The sequence below is a fragment of the Pseudomonas sp. Y5-11 genome (assembly GCF_022368695.1).
GTDB lineage: Bacteria > Pseudomonadota > Gammaproteobacteria > Pseudomonadales > Pseudomonadaceae > Aquipseudomonas > Aquipseudomonas parakoreensis.
The window spans coordinates 4,468,360-4,486,055 of sequence record NZ_CP058974.1; the positions used below are offsets into that span (position 1 = coordinate 4,468,360).

Genomic DNA, 17,696 nt, shown 5'->3' on the forward strand with positions numbered 1-17,696 from the left:
CGCCGAAGCCATGGCAACCATGATCACCCAGGAAATGGGCAAGCCCATCGCCCAGGCCCGTGGCGAAATCGAAAAGTGCGCCAAGCTCTGCGAGTGGTACGCCGAAAACGGTCCGGCCATGCTCAGCGCCGAACCGACTCAGGTCGAGGGTGGCAAAGCGCGAATCGAGTACCGTCCGCTGGGCCCGATCCTCGCGGTGATGCCGTGGAACTTCCCGATCTGGCAAGTGCTGCGCGGCGCGGTACCGGCGCTGATCGCCGGCAATACTTACGTGCTCAAACATGCGCCGAACGTGATGGGCAGCGCCTACCTGCTGCGCGATGCCTTCAAGAACGCCGGCTTCGCGGACGGCGTGATTGAAGTGATCAACGTCACTCCCGAAGGCGTTTCGACCGCCATCGCCGACCCGCGCATCGCCGCCGTGACCCTGACCGGTAGCGTGCGCGCCGGCATGACCATCGGCGCTCAGGCCGGTGCCGCACTGAAAAAATGCGTGCTGGAACTGGGCGGTTCCGACCCGTTCATCGTGCTCAATGATGCTGATCTGGATGAGGCCGTACAGGCTGCCGTCATCGGTCGCTACCAGAACTCCGGTCAGGTTTGCGCAGCGGCCAAGCGTCTGATCATTGAAGAAGGCGTGGTCGAGGCATTCACCCGCAAATTCGTCGAGGCCACGCGTCAACTGAAAGTAGGCGATCCGCTGTCCGCTGACACCTATATCGGCCCGATGGCACGTTTCGATCTGCGTGACGAACTCGACCAGCAAGTGCGCGACACCCTCGAAGAAGGCGCGACCCTGCTGCTCGGCGGTGGCAAGGCCCAAGGCCCGGGCAACTACTACGAGCCGACCGTGCTGGCCGATGTCACCGACCGCATGACCTCGTTCAAACAAGAGCTGTTCGGCCCGGTCGCGTCGATCATCACCGCCCGCGATTGCGCCCACGCCGTGGCTTTGGCCAACGACAGCGACTTCGGCCTGACCGCCACGATCTACACCGCCAACGTGCAACTGGCCCAGCAACTGACCAGCGAACTGGACACCGGCGGCGTGTTCATCAACGGTTACTCCGCCAGCGACCCGCGCGTGACCTTCGGCGGCGTGAAGAAAAGCGGTTTCGGTCGCGAGCTCTCGCACTTCGGCGTGCGTGAGTTCTGCAACGCGCAGACGGTGTGGCTGGATCGTAAATAACACCGCCCCCTGTAGGAGCTTCGGCACGCTGCGATCTCTTGATTTTGATTTTCCAGATCAAAATCAAAAGATCGCAGCCTCGTTTCACTCGACAGCTCCTACAGGGTTTTACGTCGTGCGTTGATTGCGCGAGCGCAATGACCCCAGGGCTTACAGATACTTCAGCCAGGCGATATCACGGCGCCGCGATTTCAACGCGGAAAACCAATGCACCGCGGGGTACAGTGCCACCGCCAACAGCACCGACACCAGCCAGATAGCCGGTACCGAGTCGAATCCGAAATGGCTGCCCTGATTCAGTCCGAACAGCGCCAGCGCCATCAGGTAAAGCACCTTCAGCACGTACAGGTGCAGCAGATAGAAGAACATCGGCGCCGAACCGAAGACCGTCAGCCAGCGAATCCAGCGGCGCGTCTGCTGCCGTTCGAACACCCGCAATAACAGCAATCCGATGCTCACCGTCAGGGTGATGAACAGCAGCGATGGCGGGTACTTGGTGATGTTGAAAAACGCCATCAGCGTTTGCACGGTCGTGTCTTCAACCGCCCAAGGCTTTTCGCCATAAGCGTTAATCAGCCGCAGCCCGACGAAGCCCAGCAGACCGGCGACACCGCCCAGCAACAGGCCCTGCTGACGGCTCCAGGCATCAGCCCCGCGGGCGAACCACGGGCCCAGCGCATAACCCAGACCGATCACGCCGATCCACGGCAACAGCGGATACGAAGTGCGCAAGCGCAGACTGTCCCCGACCTCGATCCAGCCCCGATCATGCAGGATCGCCCATGGCACATGCAGTGCCGACTCCCGCGCGAAATGCAGCCCATCAAGCAGGTTATGCCCGGCAATGATCGCCAGGCTCAGCGTCAGCAACAGCCAGCGCGGCAACCAGACCAGCAGCGACAGTGCGATCATGCTCAGGCCAATCGCCCAGATCACCTGCAGATAGATCACGCTCGGCGGCAACTGAAACGTCCACGCGACGTTCACCAAGGTGAATTCCAGCAGCACCAGAAACAGCCCCCGCTTGAACAGGAAGGCACTGACATCGGCCTTGCCCGCGTACTTTTCACCGAACAGCCACGCAGACAACCCGGTCAGCAACACGAACACCGGTGCGCACAGATGCGCCAGGCTGCGACTGAAAAACAACGCCGGCTCAGTGCTGGCGATATCCATCGGATCGGACACCTGGCGATGCAACAGGAACGTCTCACGCACGTGATCCAGCAACATGAACAGGATCACCAGACCTCTCAAGGCATCAATGGACAGCAAGCGACCGGTCGGCGGCGGGTTGGAGCGAGCACAGGTAATCGTCATGGACATTTCGCCATCGAGTCAGTGAATCAGGGGTCGCAACGGCGAGCCTCAACATAAAAGCGCGTTACTCTATAACATAAAAAGTCGATTCCCAAGCCAATCGACATTTGCCCAATCACGTCAGGCTTCTATAGTGATCAGGCGCCCCCTGCCCTTTGCGCCAGCTGTCGAGCGTTGCCCATGACTTCAACCGAACACCTGATCATCTGCGAGCATTGCGATTGCGTGTATGAAAAAGTCGTGCTCGGCAAACACCAGAAAACCCTCTGCGTGCGTTGTGGCGGCGTGCTGCAGCGTTATAACGGCTTGACCGTCGAACAGCGGTTGGCCTTGACGTTCACCGCCGCCATGCTGTGGCTGTTCGCCAACTTCTACCCGGTGATGAGCATCAGCATGAAGGGCCTGAAGAACAGCGCGACGCTGTGGGATTCGGTGCTGGCGTTGAGTCAGGGGCCGATCACGTTCATGGCGATGGTCGCGGCGATTTCGATCATCATCGCCCCGGCCTTTCAACTGGTGCTGTTGATCTGGGTGTTGAGTTACGCACTGTCTTCACGGCGGGCACCAGGATTCAAGCTGTGCATGCGCTGGCTGGAAACCCTGCGCCCGTGGAGCATGCTCGAAGTGTGTCTGCTGGGGGCGATGGTGGCGGTGTTCAAACTCGCCGGACTGCTGGATGTATTGCCGGGCATCGGCCTGTTCGCCCTGGCGGTGCTGAGTCTGATGATGATCCGCATTGCCGGCCGCGACATTCGTGATCTGTGGGACATTTTATGAAGCGACCGGCGACCGCCAGCGAATTGAATCTGTGCCTGTGCCACAGCTGCGGGCTGGCTTGCGACATGATCGATGAACCGCACGAATGCCCGCGCTGCGATGCACCGCTGCATCGGCGCAAGACCAATTCCCTGACGCGCACCTGGGCCTATCTGTTCGCCGCACTGGCGTTCTATGTGCCGGCCAACCTGCTGCCGGTGATGAACACGGTGATGCTCGGCAACGGTGCCGACAGCACGATCATGAGCGGCGTGCTGGAGTTCTGGGAAGGTGGCGCGTGGGACATTGCGCTGATCATTTTCATCGCCAGCATCGCGGTGCCGGGGATCAAGTTTGTCGCCCTGTCGCTGCTGCTGATCACCGTGCAGCGCAACAGCGACTGGGCGCGCCGTGAGCGCTCCAAGCTGTACCGATTCGTCGAGCTGATCGGCTACTGGTCGATGCTCGACGTGCTGGTGGTCGCACTGGTCGCGGCGCTGGTGAAGTTCCAGGCGCTGGGCGATATCGAACCACGCCCGGGCATCCTGTTTTTCGGCATGGTGGTGGTGTTCACCATGTTTTCGGCGATGAGCTTCGACCCGCGGCTGATCTGGGACAACGCCCCGGACGACGAACCGCTCAGCGACGTACCACCTCAAGCAACACCTGCAACGGATGGCGCAGCGCCCGATCCGACTGGCGCTTGACCTGACTGCGGCAGGAATAACCGGTGGCCAGTGCTTCGCCCTGCTCCGCCGGTGCCTCGACCTGCCGCGCCCACGATTGCTCGTAGATCACCGCCGAGGTTTCACGGTTGCGCGCTTCATGGCCATAGGTGCCGGACATCCCGCAGCAACCGGTCGCCTGCGTCGCCAGTTTCAACCCGGCCCGTTCGAAGACCTGTTCCCACTGGCGAGTGGCGGCCGGCGCGTTGGTTTTCTCGGTGCAGTGCGCCAGCAGCCGGAATGACTGCGGCGCGTCGCCACCAGCCTGCTCCGGCATCACCTTGAGCAACCACTCCTGCACCAGTGCAACTTCCGGGCACTCCAGCATGCCGGGCACTTTCTGGTATTCCTGGCGATAGACCAGCGTCATGGCCGGATCCAGCCCCAACAACGGCACGCCAATATCGGCCAGCTCACGCAGTTGTCGGGCATTGCGCAATGCTGCACGGTTGAACGCCGACAGGAAGCCCTGCACATGCAGCGGCTTGCCGTTGGCACTGAACGGCGCCAGATACACCTGATAGCCCAGCCGCGAAATCAGTTCCAGCAGATCCGCCAGCAGCGGCGCCTCGAAGTAACGAGTGAAGGCATCCTGCACCAACACCACACTGCGCTCGCGCTGGGCCGGGGTCAGCGCCGACAGTGTCGAGACCGTCGCTGGCTGCACCTTCCAGCGACGCAGCGCAGCGTGAAAATCAAAGCGGCTGAGCAACGGCACATCAACCATGCCACCAAGGCGCTCCAACTGTTGGCGCACGAACGCAGCGCCCATCAAACCGTTGTACAGCGCCGGAATCCGCGCCATGTATGGAATGCTGTACTCCAGCGAAGCAATCAGATAATCCCGCGCCGGGCGCAGATAACGGCTGTGATACAGCTCCAGAAACCGCGAACGAAACTCCGGCACATTGACCTTGACCGGGCACTGCCCCGCGCAGGATTTGCACGCCAGGCAGCCGGCCATGGCGTCATACACTTCATGGGAAAAGTCTGCACTCTGCCCACGGCTGTTGCGCCAACGGGTCCACAGGTTGCGGAAAAACGCCGGACGACGAATCGCATCGGACAGCACATCCACCCCCGCCTCGCCCTGCAAGCGCAGCCATTCGCGGATCAACGATGCGCGGCCCTTGGGCGATTGCGCACGCTCGCGGGTAGCCTTCCACGACGGGCACATGGCGTCGTCGGGATCGAAGTTGTAGCAAGCGCCATTGCCGTTGCAATGCAGGGCCGCGCCGTAGCTTTGCCAGACCTTTTCATCGATCTGCCGGTCGAGTTCGCCGCGCAGGGTCACTTCGTCGATCTTCAACAGCTGCGCGTGGGTGTTGGCCGGCGTGGCGATCTTGCCCGGGTTGAACTGGTTGAACGGGTCGAACGCGGCTTTGAGTGCCTGCAACGCCGGGTACAGCTCACCGAAAAATGCCGGCGCGTATTCCGAGCGCAGGCCTTTGCCGTGCTCACCCCACAACAGGCCGCCGTAGCGCTGGGTCAGCGCAGCGACACCGTCGGACACCGGACGCACCAACGCCGCTTGCTGTGGATCCTTCATGTCGAGAATCGGCCGCACATGCAGCACACCGGCATCGACATGGCCGAACATGCCGTACTGCAAACCGTGGCTGTCGAGCAGTTCGCGCAGTTCAGCGATGTATTCGGCCAAGTGTTGCGGTGGCACTGCGGTGTCCTCGACAAACGGCTGCGGCCGCGCTTCGCCGGCAACGTTGCCGAGCAGGCCGACGGCGCGCTTGCGCATGCCATAGACCTTGTTCACCGCCGCTTGGCCGACCGCCAGGGTATGGCCGAGGCGTTCGACGGTGGTGTCGCTGCTCAAGTGTTCGAGGAAGGCTTCGACCCGGCGTTGCAGGTCTTCAGGATCGTCGCCGCAGAACTCCACCAGGTTGATCCCCAGTGTCGGCCGCTCGGCGCTTTCCGGGAAATATTCGGCGACGCCGTGCCAGACGATGTCCTGCATCGCCAGCAGCAGCACTTTGGAATCCACGGTTTCAATCGACAGCGGCTTGAGCGCCATCAGCGCCCGGGCATCGCGCAACGCATCCATGAAGCCGGCGTAGCGAATGTTCACCAGCATCGTGTGTTTGGGGATCGGCAGAACGTTGAGCTTCGCCTCGACCACAAACCCCAGCGAGCCTTCGGCGCCGCACAGCACGCTGTTGAGGTTGAAACGATTGTCGGCCTCGCGCAGGTGCGCCAGGTCGTAGCCGGTCAGGCAGCGGTTGAGATCAGGGAAGCGTTGCTTGATCAACTCGCCTTGCTCATCAATGATCTGCCGCGCACAGCGATAGACTTCACCGACCCGGTCTTGACGGGCACACAACGCTGTCAGGTCGCCTTCCGCCAGCGCTGCACCGTGCAGGCGTTCACCGCCGCGCAGAATCATGTCGAGTTCCAGCACGTGGTCGCGGGTCTTGCCGTAGGTGCAACTGCCCTGGCCGCTGGCGTCGGTGTTGATCATGCCACCGACAGTGGCGCGGTTGGAGGTCGACAGCTCCGGGGCGAAAAACAGCCCGGCGGATTTCAGTGCGGCGTTGAGCTGATCCTTGACCACCCCGGCCTGCACCCGCACCCAGCGCTGCTCGACGTTGATTTCCAAGATGCGGTTCATGTGCCGCGACAGGTCGACGACGATGCCATCGGTCAGCGACTGACCGTTGGTGCCAGTGCCACCGCCGCGCGGGGTGATCACCACTTGCTGATAAGCCGGTTCGGCGATCAGTCGCGCGACCCGCGCCACATCCTCGGCATCCATCGGAAACACCGCCGCTTGCGGCAGGCGCTGATAGATCGAATTGTCGGTGGCAAGCACTACGCGGCTGGCGTAATCGGCACTGATCTCACCACGAAAGCCACTGGCTTTCAGGGCTTTGAGGAACTGTTGGTAATCCGTGGTCAATGCGGCGGCGGGCGACAGCTGGGCAATCATCGGTCGGGAAATCTCGGTCAAAATCGGGCCGTGTGGCGGTGAACAGTTGTGCGCAATGAATGATTACGTCACGCTCCCGCCATCTCATGGTGCTTATGTTCATTGCTTGGTGCCTTCGGGACAAACGTAAAATCGACCCGTAATCCATGACTAAAACGAATGAATCCGCGAACCCTCACCCCTTCCATGTCGTTATTGCTGGCCTTCGAGGCCGCTGCACGCCATGAAAGCTACACCCGCGCCGCCCACGAACTGTCGCTGACGCAAAGCGCGGTCAGCCGTCAGGTGCAGATTCTGGAAAAGATGCTCGGCATGCGCCTGTTCAGCCGCGAAGGCCGACAAGTGGTGCTCACCGATGTCGGGCGCATGTATCAGCGCGAACTCGCTGAAGCCCTCGGGCAGATCCGCAGCGCGACATTGCAGGCCATGGCGTTCGGTTCGGGCATTCACAGTTTGCGTCTGGCGACGCTGCCGACCTTCGGCTCGAAATGGCTGCTGCCGCGACTCAAGGACTTCTACACCGCGCACCCGGGCATGACCGTGCACTTGCATTCGCGCATTGAAGCAATCGACTTCGACACCAGCGAAATCGACGCCGCGATCTGTGTCGGCGGCGGTGAATGGCCGGGGCTCAGCGCCCTGGCACTGCACACTGAGGAACTGGTGGTGATCGCCAGCGCGCAGTTGTCGCCGGCCGAACGCGACGACGCCGAACAACACATCGCCGGGCAGTTGCTGCTCAATGTCAGCAGCAATGCCCAGGCGTGGGCGGAATGGTTCACCCATCATGGTTTGCCACACCGCAGCATGCGCATCGGCCCGAGCTTTGAAATGACCTCGCACTTGATTCAGGCGGTACGGGCGAATATCGGCGTGGGGCTGGTGCCACGGATTCTGGTGGAGGATGAATTGCTCAACGGCGAGCTGCTGCAATTGGGGGAGCCGATCACCAGCCGGCGCAGCTATTACCTGGTGTATCCGCCGCGCAATGAGGCGTTACCGTCACTGAAAGCGTTCAGGGACTGGTTGGTGGATACGCTCTGACCGGAAATTAATACCAAACATAACGAAACGCCGCTCAATGAGCGGCGCTTGGTCAATCCCGGTACTGGCGTTTTAGCGGTGGCGGCGCACTCGGCCCTTTGACGAGGGGCTTGGCCAGCAGCTTGCCGTCCGGGCCATAAAAGAGGCGCCTGACGCCAGGCGGCATGGGAGTAGGCTCTTTTGCGCTCATGATGAAACCTCTTCGACAGCACTGAATTCGACCCACTGAACTTTCGAGGAATCTATCACTAATAATTCGGCGCCAAAAGGCAACGCCACGCCATCCTCACCCAGCCAGCCTGGATTCAGCATGATGAACTGCCCCTCCAATGGGCCGGAAGGCCACTCGACGGGCCAGCCGAACAATCGCCTTTCATCGGTCAAATGCAGCGTTACCAGCCTATTGTGACGCGCAAAGGTGCTGTACCACTCGCTCGGATAAGAGTTTTTATTCGTTACATTTTTACTTCGTAACCATTTGTGCAATTTGTCATTCGAAGCCAAAGCACACGACAACAAGCCGAGCCCCATTGAAACCATAAACGCCCACAAAGCTTGGGCTTTGCCATCCCATTTCCCTACAGAAAAGCCTTTCGAGCCTATCCATAGCCCAATAGCGCCGATCCCCAACACCACCCCATGAATCACAAACGTAAAAATCAACGCCTGCACAATCTGCCCAAACGTATCAGGCCGTTTGAATGAAGTGAGCGTGTAGAAAATCCAGGTCGAGACAAATCCGGGAATCAGATACTGCAACAACGGAATAACTTCTTTGACCAGATCATCCATGATCCGTGGCTCCTTGAAAGGCATGCCCACTGGTTACCGGGCGGCACTCAAAAGCCTAGCGCACACTGGCAAATGCCTCGTGCCGATCTGTCACAACGCGTTTCGCAAATTCACAAAGCAAAAAAGCAGAAACCGTTGCTCCGGTTTCTGCTTTTCTGGCGGCGTTTTTTGCAGCTGAGGCCGTGTTTTACAGGCAGTCACGCACCGATTTGCGCAATGACCCGGACTTGGCCCAGGGCGGTCCCTGATACAGGGAAACCCGGCTGCCGTCCTTGTACTTGATGATGTCAAGAATCTCGTCGGCGGTGACGATGCTCGGTGCCGTGATCCGGTAACCATTGGAAATCGCGGTCTGTGTGGTTTTCGGAATGTCCTGCTGCCACAACGGCAACAAGCACGCGGCATAGTCTTTAGGCGCCTTGGTGGTGGTCTTGCTGAGATTCGGCTCGCCCGGAACCAGCGATGCTGGCAATGAGCAACCCGCCAGCAATGCCAACGCCAGACTCCCGATCCATATCCGCATGGTGTTTCCCTGTTTTGAAAAAAAAGCGAATGTAACGTGTAACCGGATGTACATCCAGCGCGACGCCTCGCCCACAAGGGGGATTGGACAAATATTTACATGCATCCAGCCCGATGGCAGACGAGCTGCGCATCATCGCTGAAAAATGCGGCTACTCTGTTTTACCGAGAATGTTCCGGAGGTGATCATGCGGCTCAATGAATACGAACACGAACTTCAACGCGACCTGCAAGCCGTTGCATCGGATCTGAGATGGTCGGCAGTCGACCTCAAGCGTATCGCCGAACAGCTGCGCAAGAGCGGCAACGAAGCGGATGCCCAAGCGGTGCTGAGGTCTTGCGAGGTGCTGCAAAGTGATGAAGAACGCTTGCAGTCCTATGCCAAGGAAGTGAAAACGCGCTCCATCAGCCGGATCAAGGTCCACTGATCCCCCTGCCCTCGACAAAAGCCCCGGTCATCACCGGGGCTCTTTCGTTACATCTGCTTCAATTTGCAGTGTGACTTCGCGCTCGCGCCGAGCGTTGTCTGTAACCCGGCAACGCAGCGGCATAGGCCAGCGCTTCCTCTCTGCTACCAAACGATGCCAGCCGGTCGCCTTGGGTACAAACCCGCCATGGACCGTTGTTCACGCTGAGTACGTCGTAGCCGTTCATGTGCATTTTGTTCAGAACAGGAATGCTCATGGGTACCTCCTTTTTGCTGACGGTGGTTTCAGCTCTGCGTTTTTACCTTACACCCTGTTGCCACGGATGTGCCGACCGGGTATCGCGACAGTCATGTGCCAAGGCTCTGGCACTTTCCGCCTCGCCACACGCTCAAAACCTTGACGGAACCTTTGAATCCCGGCCCGGCTCGAATATTGCAGTTTTATTTCATTTATGTGACACGCAACAAACAGGTAACAGATGAAAGTACGCGCAACCGTCATTTGCGAGCAGGATCGCCACGTTCTCCTGGTCCGCAAACCCCGCTGTCGCTGGACATTGCCCGGCGGCAAAGTCGAGCCTGGGGAAACCAGAGCCGGGGCGGCGACGCGCGAGCTGCTGGAAGAAACGGCACTGGATGCCGAACACATGTTGTATCTGATGGAACTGCACAGCGGCAGCACCCAGCATCATGTCTACGAGGCTTCGGTGCTCGACCTTGAACAGTTGCGCCCGCAAAACGAAATCGTCGAATGCATCTGGCATCCGCTGGACGCCGTGCAGAACCTGCCCACCAGCGAAGCGACCTTGCGCATCGTGCAGGCATTTCAACGGCGCTTGTGAGGTTTCAACCGGCAAACGCCCGGCGCCCGGCGCTGATTTCCGTGCGCAATTCGCCGATGAAGTTGGAAAGATCGCGGATTGTCACCAGATGTTCCGGCGAAACCCCATTGAGCAACAACTCGACTCGCCCGGAGTCAGGCTCATAAACCTTGATCCGCAGCAGTCCCTGCTCTACTTGTGTGCATTCGCATTCAAGCGACGGAAAGCCGGACTCGACAATCCGGCAGATGTCGGCAATGGCTAACATGGGTACACGCCTCACAGGCGTTGAGTCGGTCGACCCGATGAGCATAGATGAGCCGCCAGCAACCTGCCGCCCCGGCAATTGCCAACCCGCTCACATATTTGACCCCGCCTCAGTGCGCGTCGTGGTCCCAGATCCAGTTCCAGATGCCCGGCAACTGCACCGGCTGCGAACTTTGCTGAACCGTTCGCGCCAGCGCCGCTTTCTGCAGCGCCGCGTGATCATCGTAGAACGCTTTGTCCGCCAGCCTTACGCCCGTGGCAGCGGCGCTGTCGAGGAGGATCTGCAGGTATTCGCGAGTATGTCGCGCGGTGTAACGGTTGAGATCATGAAAGGTCACCACCACCGGAATGACGCCGTCCACGGTTGGTAATTCGCCGCGGGCAATGCGCTCGCGGACCTCCGATAGCTGGCGCAGCATATTCGCCCGACGTCGGGGGCTGGCGTTGAAGCCCCAGATCTTGCCGTCGTTGGCGCTCAAATCGGTCAGCAACACATGCAGTCCGTGTTGCTGATAGGCAGCGAAGGTGCGCTTGTCGTAATTCCAGAAGGGCGGACGCAGCAAGATCGGCGCAGCGCCGGTGATCGCGGCGATATCCGCGGTGCCGTTGCTCAGCGACTGCTCCAGCTCTTGCGGATCAAGCGAGCGATGGTTGGTGTGCCAATGGGTGGCGGTGTGGAATCCGAGGATGTGCCCTTCGGCGTATTCGCGTCGCATAATGCCGCGACCAATCTCACTGTTGCCGGCGCGGGGCGCGCGGGTCTGGACGAAGAACACCGCTTTGATTTCCGGTTGCACCGGGTTGTCCTTGAGGCTGTCGAGCACCGTCGCCGACGGGTTCCACAAGCTTGAAGCGCTGGGGCCGTCATCGAACGTCAGCAGAAACCGTACCGGCGCCTGGGCCTTGAGCCGGGTTTCGGTCTGCGCGGTCATCTCGATCGGCGCGGCAATGCAGCCGGCCAGCCCGAACGCGATGGCCGCTGCACAGAGAAGATTGAACGCGTATTTCATGTTTTGCCTTGCGCCTGACCGTTGCGGTCCTGTTGTCGTCCGGCAAAACTCCCTCGCCCTGATCCATCCCTGTGCCCGGCTATTCGAGCCAGCGTTGGATAGGGTACACAGGCTTTGGTTCCAGCGCTCGCTCAGTCCGCCAATGCCTGTTCAAACGAGGTGTCGATGATCCCGGCAGTGGCCAGCGGTGCCGGCAAGGCCTTGACCTTGAACAGGAAGTCGGCGGTGCTTTGCAGGTCGGCGGCGGCCTGTCGATCCACCGGCCCGACGCTCATGTGCGCCTGGCGCAACCAGTGCCGCGACACCTGCTGATCGAGATTGGCCTTCTTCGCCCACAGATCCGCATATTCATCGGTGTGGCTGTCGACCCAGGCCCGCGCCCGTTTCAAACGCCCGAGAAAATCGGCAATCGCGGCACGTTTGCTATCGATCGACGGCGCCGACACGGCAATCGCGCTGAGGCCCGGCATCAGGTTTTTCGCGGTGAGAATCGGCCGCGCACCGGAGAACACGATTTGCTGGGAGATGTACGGTTCCCACACCGGGAACGCGTCGATGCTGCCCTGTGGCAATGCCGCCGCCGCATCAATCGGCATCAGCTTGACGAAGTCGACGTAATTTTCCGGCAGACCGCCCTGCTCCAGAGCGCGCAAGGTCAGCTGCTGGCTCCAGGCGCCGGGCCAGTAGGCGACTTTTTTACCCTTCAGATCAGCAATGGTTTTTACCGGCGAATCTTTCGGCACCAGCAAGGCGATGGTGTCCGGGTTCTGCCGCGATACCCCGATCAGCTTCACCGGCGCCTGTTTGGCAGCGAGAAACAGAAAACCCGAATCACCGAGAAAGCCCAGATCCAGCGAGCCGGTCTGCAACGCCTCGGCCAGTGGTGCAGCGGCCTGGAAATGTTTCCAGTCGACGCTGTACGGCGCGTCTTTCAACACGCCGGAGGCCTCGATGGAGGCGCGGATGTTGTAGTAGTTCTGATCACCGACGTGCAGGACCAACGACTCGGCGGCGTAGGAAAGCGGTGCGCTGAACAGTCCAGCAATCAGTGTGATACGCAAGAATTTGGAGAGCTTCATGGCGGGTCCTGCAATGGGATTTTGCATAGACGATAACGCTCTTGATCGGCGCTTCTTAAATTCGATTAATGCATAAGCTCAGCACACCGAATGCTCACTGTTCGCTGCGCAACAGTGCGATACCAGCGTGTTGTCCCAGCAACAGTTGAAAGCCGTCAAACCCGGCGAAAACCCCGTAAACATGGGCTGATACGCACATGGCACAGAGCCTGCAATATTCCATTCATGCAGGAAGCAGCCACTAAAAATATATTTTTGGACATAAAAACAGTGCCTTTGCCGGAGCGCCGCCATGACATCCTTCTTCCCGTTTTTCCGCCTCAAAACGCTGCTGGTTGCCAGCGCCATGGCGCTAAGCCTGCAGCCGCTGGCTCACGCCACCGAAACGGCGCCCGCCGAAGTTCATCTGGACTACGCCTACTACTCACCGGTCAGCCTGGTGCTCAAACATTTCGGCTTCCTCGAAAAAGCCCTGCCGCAGACCAAAGTCAGTTGGGTGCTCAGCCAGGGCAGTAACCGTTCGCTGGAGTATCTGAATAGCGGCGGCGTCGATTTCGCCTCCAGCGCCAGCCTTGCTGCAGTGCTGAGCCGCGCCAACGGCAGCCCGATCAAATCGGTGTACGTCTACAGCCGCGCCGAATGGACTGCGCTGGTGGTGCGCAAGGATTCGCCGTACCAGAGCGTCGCCGACCTCAAAGGCAAGAAAATCGCCGCCACCAAGGGCACCGATCCTTACCTGTTCACCCTGCGCAGCCTGCAACAGGCCGGGCTGAAAAAAGACGACGTGGAACTGGTGCACCTGCAACATCCGGATGGTCGCACCGCGCTGGAAAAAGGCGATGTGGACGCCTGGGCCGGACTCGATCCGCACATGGCCGCCAGTCAGGTGCAGGCCGGTTCGCGTCTGCTGTACCGCAACCCGGCGTTCAACAGTTATGGCGTGGTCAGCGTCACCGAGCAGTACGCCAAGGAGCATCCGCATACCATCGACACGGTGATCAAAGCCTACGAGCAGGCGCGACAATGGGCGCTGCAAAATCCCGACGAGTTCGCCGCCCTGCTCGCCAAGGAATCCGGCCTGCCGCTGGACGTGGCCAAACTGCAGTTGTCGCGCACCGACTTGAGCAGCCCGCAACTGACCGCCAACGACGTGCAGGCGTCCAAGGCGGCGGCACCGATTCTGGTGTCCGAGGAACTGGTGCGGCGCGGGGTGAATGTCGATCAAGTCATCGATCAGTTGCTCGACAGTGGTGTGCAGCAAGCCGTCGCCCGCCAGTAACCGACCAGACTCACAGCCCATCCGCGTCCGCTGCGGATTCGCTGTGAGCGGAGCCCACGTATGACCACTCGCAGTAACGAACTGCCCGCTCCTCCTCGGCGCTTGTCGAGGCCGCGAGCGTCATCCCTCAACCCGACATGGCGACGGCGCCTGAAAGGTCTGGCCCTGCCGCTGCTGATCGTAGTCGTCCTGGAGTTCATCGTGCGTCTCGGCTGGCTGCCGTCCTACCAAATGCCGGCCCCCAGCGAGATCGCCCTGACCCTCACCGACCTAGCCGAAGGCGCGCTGTGGAGACACATCGGCGCCAGCCTGATCCGCGTGTTGCTCGGGTTTGCAATTGGCGCCAGCCTGGCACTGGTGTTCGCCGCCTGGGTCGGCCTCAGTCGTGAGGCCGAGGCGTATCTGGAACCGACGTTCGCCGCGCTGCGTTCGATTCCGAGTCTGGCCTGGGTGCCGCTGTTGCTGCTGTGGCTGGGCATCGCTGAAACCTCGAAAATCGTGTTGATCGCCATCGGCGCGTTCTTTCCGGTGTACGTCAACGTGGTCGCGGCGATTCGCAACATCGATCGCAAACTGGTCGAGGTCGGGCGCATCTATGGCTTCAGCCGCCTGCAACTGGTACGGCGGATTCTGTTGCCGGCCGCCCTGCCCGGCCTGTTCACCGGGCTGCGCAGCGGCATGAGTCTGGCGTGGATGTTTCTGGTGGCCGCCGAGCTGATCGCCGCGACCAAAGGCCTCGGTTATCTGCTCAGCGACGGCCGCGAGACCTCGCGACCGGACATCGTGCTGGCAGCGATCATCGTGCTCGCCGTGCTTGGCAAACTCAGCGATGGTGTGCTCGCGCTGCTGGAGCGTCGCTGGCTGGTCTGGCGCGACACGTTCACCGGTCAGGCGGCGCAGGATTGATTGGCCAGAGCCAACTAAGCTGAAAGCGTGCAACCGGAGATTCAGCGCATGTGCGGAAGACTCTCGCAGTACCGTGGCATTCACGACTTTGTCGCGGTGCTGAGCATTCCCGATGCGCTGATCAATCACGTCGGCGACGCCGCGCTGGAACACTACAACGCGGCGCCGACCACGTCTCTTGCCATTCTTCATCAATATGATCAACGCCTGTATGCCGACAACCTGCGCTGGGGCTGGCGTCCGCACTGGGCCAGGGACCGCGCGGCGCCGATCAACGCCCGCGTAGAAAAAGTCGCCCATGGCCCCTTCTTCCGGGCGATCTGGCGTCATCGGTTGATCGTGCCGGTCGACAACTGGTTCGAATGGGTCGACGGCCCGGATAATACCCGACAGCCGTGGCTGATCCGGCGTGCCGATCACGGGCCGGTGTTCTGTGCGGCCATCGGCCAGTTTCCGACACCCGGCAACGACGCCCGGGACGACGATGGTTTCGTGATCATCACCGCCGACAGTGTCGGCGGCCTGCTCGATATCCATGATCGCCGACCAGTGGTGTTCCGCGCGGAGCTGGCTGCCGAGTGGCTCGACCCGGCAACACCGGCGGAACGTGCCGAACAGATGCTGCTGTTCGAAGGTGAAGCCAGCGAGGCCTTTGCCTGGCACAAAGTCGGCAAAGCGGTCGGCAATTCGCGCAATCAGGGCGCCGGGCTGATTGAAGAAGTGGCTTAAAGATCCGTGATCTCACGCGTTTACCCTGTGGCAGCTCCTACAGGTGATTACAGGTGACACTCGATCTTTACAGCTGGTGTTTCATCGCTGAAACAGCCTCAAAAAAAACAGTCGTTTGAGCGATTTAACCGCTTGTCTGACATTTCAACCGTCATACATACATTTAGATGCACTACGGATAGCATGCGCGCCGCATTTCCAATTGGCATACCAGTTGACCAAAGAGTCAACAAACCAGGAATCCCCTACAACTTTTACCAAGCCTTGCAGAGAACTAAGTTGCGCGACGATTTTGCAATCAAACAGGCCAACGGCCTGGAGTGTATTTATCTGTCCATGACAGAACGCTTTCAACTCGACTGTTTTATCGGCCACTACATCAAGACCCGAAACCTGCGTTCAGTGCCGGACATCGAACGTATTCTGCGCACCACGCTCGAAGGCTATCCCGGCCACCCACCGGTGATGGTCAATGAGCTCAATGCGTGGATCGACAAGACGCTGGGCTATCGGGCTTCACATCCGGACTTCCCGCACCTGGAAGACCTGTGAAACAACAGAAAGCCCCGCTGCTGCGGGGCTTTTTGCATGGGGCTGTCAGAATTTCACGTCGGGCCCGGTGAGTTCCTTGTCATCGTCGTGCTTCCACGTCTGTTCCTTGCGTTTCTCGCGCTCGATTTCCTCTTCGCTCGGTTCGTCCACTTCGTCGTCTACTGCCTGGTTTTCATCCGGACGCTTCTGCTCGGTCGTCATGTGAACTTCGCCTCGTCGACAATAATCATCCAATAAGCGTAGAACAGTTTTTCCCCGTCAACTTACAACCACCAGCGCAACAAAAAGAAAAACGCCATGCTTAAAAGCATGCTGAGCAACGTATTGCGGGTGTACAGCACCAAGCCGATCGCAACCAGCGAACTCAGCAAATACGGATTATCCCACTGCACATTCAATTGTTTGTCCGGCATGAACACGATTGGTCCGCAGATCGCCGTCAACATTCCCGGTACGGCAAACCCGAGAAACTGCCGCGCGTTGCTGCTCAAACGCAATGGCAGGCGCGGTTCGAGAAACACGTAGCGGTTGAGGAACACCAGAATCCCCATGCCGACAATCACTGCCCAGACCATCATGTGCGCCCCCGATACAACTTGTTGCAGACAAATCCTGCGGTCATCCCGGCCAGCCCCGACAGCACCAGTGCCGAGCCCCATTGCCAATAGCTGAACAGCACCGAGCAGAACAGCGACACCGCCACGCAAACCACGGTCGGCACGTTACGCACCACCGGGGTGATCAATGCGATGAAAGTGGCGGCAATCGAGAAGTCCAGGCCCAGATGCTCAAGCCCCGGAATACTGCTGCCCAGGACGATGCCGGCCAGTGTGAACAGGTTCCACGCGATGTAGAACGTCAGACCGACGCCCAAGGCATACCAGCGATTGAACTGCTGGCGGTCATGCTGGCTGGTCAGGGCAAACAGTTCATCGGTGAGCAAAAAGCCCAGACCGATGCGCCAGCGCCCGGGCAGCGGCGAGATCACCGAGCGCATGCTCATTCCGTACAATAGGTGCTGCGAGGTCAGCAGCAGTGTGGTCAGCAGAATCGAGAAAATCCCGGCACCGCCCTTGAGCATGCCGATCGCCACCAGTTGCGCGGCGCCCGCGAACACAATGCTCGACAGGCCCTGCCCCTGCAGCGGTGTGAGATTGGCTTCGATCGCCATGGAGCCGGCGAGCAGCCCCCACGGCGCCGTCGCCAACGATAACGGCATGATCGCCGCAGCGCCGCGAAGAAACGCACGGCGCGGCATAAGTGAGTCAGACATAACGCTCTTCAACCGAGGAAACGGTCGCAGACTCTGCCAGCAAATGCCCCTTCGTGGCTTGAAC

At 60.1% G+C, this 17,696-nt stretch carries 21 protein-coding genes; 10 read left to right on the forward strand and 11 right to left on the reverse strand.

What is annotated here, in order from left to right; all coding sequences use genetic code 11:
- On the forward strand, positions 1–1,189 hold a 1,189-nt coding region (locus HXW87_RS19525), incomplete at its 5' end, for an aldehyde dehydrogenase family protein (RefSeq protein WP_239777532.1).
- Between the two features lie 150 nt (positions 1,190–1,339).
- On the opposite strand, the gene HXW87_RS19530 is transcribed toward HXW87_RS19525, so the two are convergent.
- Entirely contained in the window at positions 1,340–2,509 is a 1,170-nt protein-coding gene (locus tag HXW87_RS19530) for a DUF1624 domain-containing protein (protein ID WP_239777533.1), read from the reverse strand.
- Between the two features lie 180 nt (positions 2,510–2,689).
- Between HXW87_RS19530 and HXW87_RS19535 the strand changes: the two genes are divergently transcribed.
- Together HXW87_RS19535 and HXW87_RS19540 are read left to right on the forward strand one after the other, a co-directional pair.
- The gene (locus tag HXW87_RS19535; RefSeq protein WP_041062800.1) at positions 2,690–3,286 is read left to right on the forward strand and encodes a paraquat-inducible protein A; all 597 of its coding nucleotides are present in this window, start codon (positions 2,690–2,692) and stop codon (positions 3,284–3,286) included.
- The gene (locus tag HXW87_RS19540; RefSeq protein WP_239777534.1) at positions 3,283–3,972 is read left to right on the forward strand and encodes a paraquat-inducible protein A; all 690 of its coding nucleotides are present in this window, start codon (positions 3,283–3,285) and stop codon (positions 3,970–3,972) included. Before HXW87_RS19535 ends, HXW87_RS19540 begins: the two co-directional genes overlap by 4 nt.
- Here HXW87_RS19540 and HXW87_RS19545 read toward each other — a convergent pair.
- Positions 3,905–6,931 (reverse strand): FAD-binding and (Fe-S)-binding domain-containing protein, encoded by a 3,027-nt coding sequence (locus HXW87_RS19545; RefSeq protein ID WP_239779176.1) that lies wholly within the window; start codon positions 6,929–6,931, stop codon positions 3,905–3,907. The two genes, HXW87_RS19540 and HXW87_RS19545, sit on opposite strands and share 68 nt — an antisense overlap.
- Positions 6,932–7,090: 159 nt before the next feature.
- Here HXW87_RS19545 and HXW87_RS19550 point away from each other — a divergent pair, with 159 nt between their 5' ends.
- Positions 7,091–7,975, forward strand: a complete 885-nt coding sequence (locus HXW87_RS19550; protein ID WP_182401605.1) for a LysR substrate-binding domain-containing protein — start codon at positions 7,091–7,093, stop codon at positions 7,973–7,975.
- 186 nt (positions 7,976–8,161) lie between these two features.
- Here HXW87_RS19550 and HXW87_RS19555 read toward each other — a convergent pair whose 3' ends face one another.
- Together HXW87_RS19555 and HXW87_RS19560 are read right to left on the reverse strand one after the other, a co-directional pair.
- A complete protein-coding gene (locus HXW87_RS19555; protein WP_047294932.1) occupies positions 8,162–8,767 on the reverse strand; it encodes a DUF6338 family protein in 606 nt (201 codons plus the stop codon).
- Between the two features lie 187 nt (positions 8,768–8,954).
- Complete coding sequence (locus HXW87_RS19560; RefSeq protein ID WP_041062809.1) at positions 8,955–9,290, reverse strand: hypothetical protein; 336 nt, start codon at positions 9,288–9,290, stop codon at positions 8,955–8,957.
- 187 nt (positions 9,291–9,477) lie between these two features.
- Here HXW87_RS19560 and HXW87_RS19565 point away from each other — a divergent pair, with 187 nt between their 5' ends.
- Positions 9,478–9,717, forward strand: a complete 240-nt coding sequence (locus tag HXW87_RS19565; RefSeq protein WP_041062819.1) for a hypothetical protein — start codon at positions 9,478–9,480, stop codon at positions 9,715–9,717.
- Positions 9,718–9,775: 58 nt separating this feature from the next.
- Here HXW87_RS19565 and HXW87_RS19570 read toward each other — a convergent pair whose 3' ends face one another.
- Positions 9,776–9,973: a hypothetical protein gene (locus HXW87_RS19570; RefSeq protein ID WP_041062822.1), complete on the reverse strand. Its 198-nt coding sequence runs from the start codon at positions 9,971–9,973 to the stop codon at positions 9,776–9,778.
- A gap of 222 nt (positions 9,974–10,195) precedes the next feature.
- Between HXW87_RS19570 and HXW87_RS19575 the strand changes: the two genes are divergently transcribed.
- Entirely contained in the window at positions 10,196–10,558 is a 363-nt protein-coding gene (locus tag HXW87_RS19575) for an NUDIX hydrolase (RefSeq protein WP_182401609.1), read from the forward strand.
- A gap of 4 nt (positions 10,559–10,562) precedes the next feature.
- Here the strand turns inward: HXW87_RS19575 and HXW87_RS19580 are convergent, their stop codons facing one another.
- From HXW87_RS19580 to HXW87_RS19590, 3 genes are all read right to left on the reverse strand, one after another.
- Entirely contained in the window at positions 10,563–10,805 is a 243-nt protein-coding gene (locus HXW87_RS19580) for a DUF1652 domain-containing protein (RefSeq protein ID WP_041062828.1), read from the reverse strand.
- 109 nt (positions 10,806–10,914) lie between these two features.
- Positions 10,915–11,814: a polysaccharide deacetylase family protein gene (locus HXW87_RS19585; RefSeq protein WP_239777535.1), complete on the reverse strand. Its 900-nt coding sequence runs from the start codon at positions 11,812–11,814 to the stop codon at positions 10,915–10,917.
- Positions 11,815–11,945: 131 nt separating this feature from the next.
- A complete protein-coding gene (locus HXW87_RS19590) occupies positions 11,946–12,893 on the reverse strand; it encodes an ABC transporter substrate-binding protein (protein WP_239777536.1) in 948 nt (315 codons plus the stop codon).
- Positions 12,894–13,185: 292 nt separating this feature from the next.
- On the opposite strand from HXW87_RS19590, the gene HXW87_RS19595 reads away from it, so the two are divergent.
- The 4 genes from HXW87_RS19595 to HXW87_RS19610 all read left to right on the forward strand — a co-directional run bounded on the left by HXW87_RS19595 (position 13,186) and on the right by HXW87_RS19610 (position 16,359).
- On the forward strand, positions 13,186–14,172 hold the full coding sequence (locus HXW87_RS19595; RefSeq protein WP_239777537.1) for an aliphatic sulfonate ABC transporter substrate-binding protein: 987 nt from the start codon (positions 13,186–13,188) through the stop codon (positions 14,170–14,172).
- Positions 14,173–14,232: 60 nt separating this feature from the next.
- Positions 14,233–15,078, forward strand: a complete 846-nt coding sequence (locus HXW87_RS19600; RefSeq protein ID WP_131670201.1) for an ABC transporter permease — start codon at positions 14,233–14,235, stop codon at positions 15,076–15,078.
- Positions 15,079–15,126: 48 nt separating this feature from the next.
- Positions 15,127–15,807: an SOS response-associated peptidase family protein gene (locus HXW87_RS19605; protein WP_239777538.1), complete on the forward strand. Its 681-nt coding sequence runs from the start codon at positions 15,127–15,129 to the stop codon at positions 15,805–15,807.
- 279 nt (positions 15,808–16,086) lie between these two features.
- Positions 16,087–16,359 carry a hypothetical protein gene (locus HXW87_RS19610; RefSeq protein WP_047294946.1) on the forward strand — a complete coding sequence of 91 codons (273 nt, stop codon included), beginning with the start codon at positions 16,087–16,089 and terminating at the stop codon, positions 16,357–16,359.
- Positions 16,360–16,404: 45 nt separating this feature from the next.
- Here HXW87_RS19610 and HXW87_RS19615 read toward each other — a convergent pair whose 3' ends face one another.
- The 3 genes from HXW87_RS19615 to HXW87_RS19625 all read right to left on the reverse strand — a co-directional run bounded on the left by HXW87_RS19615 (position 16,405) and on the right by HXW87_RS19625 (position 17,632).
- On the reverse strand, positions 16,405–16,560 hold the full coding sequence (locus HXW87_RS19615) for a hypothetical protein (protein WP_174376867.1): 156 nt from the start codon (positions 16,558–16,560) through the stop codon (positions 16,405–16,407).
- A gap of 62 nt (positions 16,561–16,622) precedes the next feature.
- Positions 16,623–16,934 (reverse strand): AzlD domain-containing protein, encoded by a 312-nt coding sequence (locus HXW87_RS19620; protein ID WP_177327894.1) that lies wholly within the window; start codon positions 16,932–16,934, stop codon positions 16,623–16,625.
- Entirely contained in the window at positions 16,934–17,632 is a 699-nt protein-coding gene (locus HXW87_RS19625) for an AzlC family ABC transporter permease (protein WP_027612977.1), read from the reverse strand. The genes HXW87_RS19620 and HXW87_RS19625 overlap by 1 nt, the downstream gene beginning before the upstream one ends.
- Between the last annotated feature and the right edge of the window lie 64 nt (positions 17,633–17,696).

Excerpts from the sequence above, each read along its gene's own strand:
- HXW87_RS19550 (WP_182401605.1), top strand. The coding sequence starts at position 7,091 with ATGAATCCGCGAACCCTCACCCCTTCCATGTCGTTATTGCTGGCCTTC.
- HXW87_RS19600 (WP_131670201.1), top strand. The coding sequence starts at position 14,233 with ATGACCACTCGCAGTAACGAACTGCCCGCTCCTCCTCGGCGCTTGTCG.
- HXW87_RS19555 (WP_047294932.1), bottom strand. The coding sequence starts at position 8,767 with ATGGATGATCTGGTCAAAGAAGTTATTCCGTTGTTGCAGTATCTGATT.
- HXW87_RS19535 (WP_041062800.1), top strand. The coding sequence starts at position 2,690 with ATGACTTCAACCGAACACCTGATCATCTGCGAGCATTGCGATTGCGTG.
- HXW87_RS19540 (WP_239777534.1), top strand. The coding sequence starts at position 3,283 with ATGAAGCGACCGGCGACCGCCAGCGAATTGAATCTGTGCCTGTGCCAC.
- HXW87_RS19620 (WP_177327894.1), bottom strand. The coding sequence starts at position 16,934 with ATGGTCTGGGCAGTGATTGTCGGCATGGGGATTCTGGTGTTCCTCAAC.
- HXW87_RS19570 (WP_041062822.1), bottom strand. The coding sequence starts at position 9,973 with ATGAGCATTCCTGTTCTGAACAAAATGCACATGAACGGCTACGACGTA.
- HXW87_RS19595 (WP_239777537.1), top strand. The coding sequence starts at position 13,186 with ATGACATCCTTCTTCCCGTTTTTCCGCCTCAAAACGCTGCTGGTTGCC.
- HXW87_RS19625 (WP_027612977.1), bottom strand. The coding sequence starts at position 17,632 with ATGTCTGACTCACTTATGCCGCGCCGTGCGTTTCTTCGCGGCGCTGCG.
- HXW87_RS19605 (WP_239777538.1), top strand. The coding sequence starts at position 15,127 with ATGTGCGGAAGACTCTCGCAGTACCGTGGCATTCACGACTTTGTCGCG.
- HXW87_RS19585 (WP_239777535.1), bottom strand. The coding sequence starts at position 11,814 with ATGAAATACGCGTTCAATCTTCTCTGTGCAGCGGCCATCGCGTTCGGG.
- HXW87_RS19530 (WP_239777533.1), bottom strand. The coding sequence starts at position 2,509 with ATGACGATTACCTGTGCTCGCTCCAACCCGCCGCCGACCGGTCGCTTG.
- HXW87_RS19580 (WP_041062828.1), bottom strand. The coding sequence starts at position 10,805 with ATGTTAGCCATTGCCGACATCTGCCGGATTGTCGAGTCCGGCTTTCCG.
- HXW87_RS19615 (WP_174376867.1), bottom strand. The coding sequence starts at position 16,560 with ATGACGACCGAGCAGAAGCGTCCGGATGAAAACCAGGCAGTAGACGAC.
- HXW87_RS19565 (WP_041062819.1), top strand. The coding sequence starts at position 9,478 with ATGCGGCTCAATGAATACGAACACGAACTTCAACGCGACCTGCAAGCC.
- HXW87_RS19560 (WP_041062809.1), bottom strand. The coding sequence starts at position 9,290 with ATGCGGATATGGATCGGGAGTCTGGCGTTGGCATTGCTGGCGGGTTGC.
- HXW87_RS19575 (WP_182401609.1), top strand. The coding sequence starts at position 10,196 with ATGAAAGTACGCGCAACCGTCATTTGCGAGCAGGATCGCCACGTTCTC.
- HXW87_RS19590 (WP_239777536.1), bottom strand. The coding sequence starts at position 12,893 with ATGAAGCTCTCCAAATTCTTGCGTATCACACTGATTGCTGGACTGTTC.
- HXW87_RS19545 (WP_239779176.1), bottom strand. The coding sequence starts at position 6,931 with ATGATTGCCCAGCTGTCGCCCGCCGCCGCATTGACCACGGATTACCAA.